Genomic DNA, 3,865 nt, shown 5'->3' with positions numbered 1-3,865 from the left:
ATGCGGCACTGGCCCTGTTCTGTATGCTGACCGCCGGGAACACCTTCTTCTTTAATTATGTGCAGGGATTTTTTATCGTTTTCGATATTATCCTCGGCATCTGTGCGGCCCAGGCCATCAGCGGGTATGCGCCGATTGCCTTGAGTTTCGGCGTCACCCGACGTGCCTTGCAGGGTGCAGTGGCAGCTTTCTGGGTATTATTGCCCCTGATTTGCATGGTGCTGGATTATCTCTGCAATTCCGTCACCGTCCGGCTGTTTTACGTAGACATGAACAAACTGTTTGCCAGCCTTACGGAATATCCTTTGCAGGGGCTGGGGTTCAAATTCCTGCTGTGCGGCGCCATGTTATGGATGGGCACGCTGGAGTTTTCTGCACAGCCCCTTTGGAAGCGGATCGCGGTGATTCTGCTGATGATCATCGTTTATCTGCAGATTACCGTTCTTATGTTTTTGGCCACCCTGACCCCCATCGCTATCCTGACTGTCTACAGCATCGTACTGGGGGTGGCGGGCATCCTGTTCGCCGGGATTGCCCTGCACCGGGTGGGCCGGTTGGTCATTACCCAGGTGTGAAGGAGGGAATGCTATGAACCGAACAACCCGCGCTGTACTGCGTTATACCCGGGAAGACCTGAAATGGATTCTGCCGGTTGTCCTGTTCCTGGGGATTCTGGGGGAAGGCCTGGGTCTGGCAGCTCTTTACCTGGGGGAAGAGGAAAACGCTTCCCAGATTGTACTGGGTGTATTGCTGGCCATTACATTTCTGATCAGCACCATCGTATCCATCGCCTATCTGGCCAACCAGTTCAACCTGCTTCTGAGTTTTTCCACCACACGACAGGGTCTAGTAGTCGGTATCCTGCTCCATAGCCTGCGGATCAGCGTCCTGCAGACGGTCATTGCCTTGGTGTGGGGAACGTTGGACACTCTGGCACGCCGGGCTTTGGGGGGTGCCTACCCCCTGCCCTGGCAGTGGATCCCCTGGCCTGTCTGGCCGTTGGCGGTGCTGCTGCCCGTCTGGACCGGTCTGTTTCTGGGAGGGATCATCCAACGGTTCGGGGCCAAAGGCTTCTGGTGTGCTTACCTGGTCTTTTTGTTGAGCACCACCGGCATCAGCCAATGGCTGCACCCCGTCATCGATGTACTCCGGCCCCTGCCCTGGCTGATTCCCGCGGCTGCGCTGCTGGTCCTGGCCGCCGGGTTGGCCGCCCTGAGTCTGCGCTGGATGCGGCGGGCCACCGTATAATAGCCATCTTCCCTTCATACTATGCCAACGAAAAACGCCTGTGCGGAATGTTTCCGCACAGGCGTTTTGTATCTGCCTTATTTTTTGCTGTAATCCCGGGCGCCGTAAATAGCGGTGCCCACGCGCACGATGGTAGCTCCTTCGGCAATCGCCATAGCGTAATCATGGCTCATGCCCATGGAAAGAATATCCATCTGCGCATTTTCATAGCCGCGGCCTGCCGCAGCAGCCAGCAGTTCCCGCATCTGCGCAAAAAAGCGGCGTGTCTGGTCATCATCGGCATCGGCAGGCGGAATGGCCATCAGGCCGCGCACCTTCAGGTGCTGCCGGGCGGCAGCCTCATCCAGCAGCGGCCACAGATTTTCCGGCCCCACGCCGCTTTTGCTTTCTTCCGCACCGATGTTGATTTCCAGCAGGATTTCCTGCGTCAGTCCCAACCGGGCTGCCGCCGCTTCGATCTTGTCCAGCAGACGGACACTGTCCACGCTCTGAATCAGCGCCGCGCGGCCCACCACTTTGTTGACTTTGTTGGTCTGCAAATGGCCGATGAAATGCCCCGGTTTGCCGTTGTAAGCCCCGGCATCGGTTTTTTCCACCAATTCCTGGACGTGATTTTCGCCAAACAGGTCAATGGGCAGATCAGCACTGTACCGCACTTCTTCCACCGTGCGGGTCTTGCAGGCGGCGCAGAGTTTCACTTCCGCCGGATCCCGTCCTGCACGGCGGGCAGCTTCCGCCATGGTTTCCCGAATCCGGGCCACGGCTTCGGCCATCTGTTGTTTCTGTGCTTCGGGAATCATCGCGTTTCCTCCTCACTGTAAACGGCACGGGCCCCGCCAATGAAAGGCGGCCGGGTACGTGCGCAGAGCAGGATCGCCTGCCCGATATGGTCCAGACTCAGCCGAACCGGCACAGCCACCCGGCGCAGATGCATACCGATCAGCGTACCGCCGATGTCCATACCGGCTGCTGCGCGGATTTCTTCCACCAGAACGGGGTCCCGGAAGGTGCGCCAGCAGTTGGTGGCCCAGCTGCCGCCCGCATGAGGCTGGGGAATGGCCGCCACAATGTGGTAGCCATAGGCACGGGCAGCTTCCCGTTCCAGCACGATGGCCCGGTTGAGATGTTCACAGCACTGGGCAGCCAGATAAATGCCCCGCTCCTGCAGCGGCGGCAGAACCCCCGCCAGCACGGCGGCGGCTGCCTCCATGCTGGAATGGTGCCCGATGCGGCCCCCGGTAATCTCGCTGCTGGAACAGCCCACCACAAAAATATCGCCTTTTTCCAGATGCGCTGCTTCCAGCAGTTCCTCTGTAGCACGGCGCGCCTGTGCTGTCAGTTCCGAAAGTTCCATCTCTATACCCCCTTATACAAGCCGGTCTGCCCTACCGCTCATTCCTGCGGCGGCAGGCAGGTGATTCCCCGCAGCGTCACATCGCAGCAATACTGCAACGGCAGCCGCGGTGCCTTGGCCGTAATGGTCAGGCCGTCAAAGTTCACATCCCGCAGGGCGTAGGCAGGGCCTTCAAACCCTACCAGTTCCACCGGGGAAACATCCTTCCACTCATGTTTGTTGTTCAGCGCGCGCCCGGTCAGCGTCAGACCCGCAAAGGTAAAATGCTCGAACACCGGCGGCGTCCGGGCGGCGTCCCCGTCATCATTGTAAGGTACCGCGTGTACCATGACCCGGGGCGCCTTACAGTCCCGCACCGTTACGCCGCGCACATACCCGCCGCGCTTGGCCGTGCCCTTGATCTCGATACCGGAGAAAGAATGTTCCAGATCGCAATCCCAGACCTGTACATCTTCCACACCACCCGACATTTCGCTGCCCACACAAATGCCATGCCCGAAGGTGCTGCGGCAGTCAAAAATATAAATGTGGGCACTGGGCCGGGCGATGACATTGCCCTCGGGATTTTTACCGCTTTTGACAGCCACCGCATCGTCGCCGGTGGCAAAATCACAGGCAAACAGTGTGCAGTTGGTGCTGGAATCCGGGTTCCAGCCATCCCCGTTCCAGACTCCTTCCGAGCGGAAAGTGCAGTGATCGGTGACCACCTGGTCGGAGTAGATCATGTGTACGTTCCAGGAGGCACTGTCCCGCAGGGTCAGGCCGCTGATCCAGACATTCTGGCTGTTGCTGATATTGATCAGCCGCGGGCGGACCCGGCCCGGAATGGTGTTTTCATCGTCACAGCTGGCCACCAGATCCGGATTTTCGGCCAGATACTCTTGCAGGCGCTCCTTTTCATCGGCAATGATCTTGTCGGCCAGTACCTTACCGCCGCTGGCGATGGTGCCCTTGCCGCGAATGACCACGTTGGAACAGTTGTAACCGTCTTTGCTGTCCAGTTTGCCCAGATTGAGCACGCTGGAATAGCAGCGCATCTCGATGCCCTCAAACCGGCTGGGGATGCGGGGCTGATAGTCCACGATCTCCTCGGTGCCCTGCAGCACCGCCCCCTCATCCAGATACAGCTCCATGTTGCTGTGCAGCCGCAGCGCCCCCGTCAGGTAGACGCCCGCAGGCAGGTAGACGGCATCGCCGGGGCCGCAGGCATCGATGGCACGCTGCAGGGCCGCGGTATTTTTGGTCTTGCCGTCCCCCTTGGCC

Annotated in this window: 5 protein-coding genes; 2 read left to right on the top strand and 3 right to left on the bottom strand. The window is 59.4% G+C overall.

Annotated elements, in window-relative coordinates; genetic code table 11:
* The coding region (locus H6B10_RS13100; RefSeq protein ID WP_204652014.1) for a hypothetical protein at window positions 1–575 on the top strand (575 nt) is incomplete at its 5' end.
* A gap of 13 nt (window positions 576–588) precedes the next feature.
* Window positions 589–1,248, top strand: coding sequence for a hypothetical protein (locus tag H6B10_RS13095; protein WP_204652013.1), 660 nt, complete (start codon window positions 589–591; stop codon window positions 1,246–1,248).
* Between the two features lie 77 nt (window positions 1,249–1,325).
* Here H6B10_RS13095 and H6B10_RS13090 read toward each other — a convergent pair whose 3' ends face one another.
* The 3 genes from H6B10_RS13090 to H6B10_RS13080 all read right to left on the bottom strand — a co-directional run.
* The gene (locus H6B10_RS13090) at window positions 1,326–2,048 is read right to left on the bottom strand and encodes a YggS family pyridoxal phosphate-dependent enzyme (protein ID WP_204652012.1); all 723 of its coding nucleotides are present in this window, start codon (window positions 2,046–2,048) and stop codon (window positions 1,326–1,328) included.
* Window positions 2,045–2,602 carry a TIGR01440 family protein gene (locus tag H6B10_RS13085; RefSeq protein WP_204652011.1) on the bottom strand — a complete coding sequence of 186 codons (558 nt, stop codon included), beginning with the start codon at window positions 2,600–2,602 and terminating at the stop codon, window positions 2,045–2,047. Before H6B10_RS13085 ends, H6B10_RS13090 begins: the two co-directional genes overlap by 4 nt.
* A 38-nt stretch (window positions 2,603–2,640) precedes the next feature.
* Window positions 2,641–3,865 (bottom strand): glycoside hydrolase family 28 protein (locus H6B10_RS13080; RefSeq protein WP_204652010.1); only part of this gene is annotated, 1,225 nt, incomplete at its 5' end.

Source organism: Gemmiger formicilis (assembly GCF_016901605.1).
Lineage (GTDB): Bacteria > Bacillota > Clostridia > Oscillospirales > Ruminococcaceae > Gemmiger > Gemmiger formicilis_B.
Note: the sequence above shows the minus strand (reverse complement) of the source record. Positions and strands in the feature narration are given on the sequence as shown.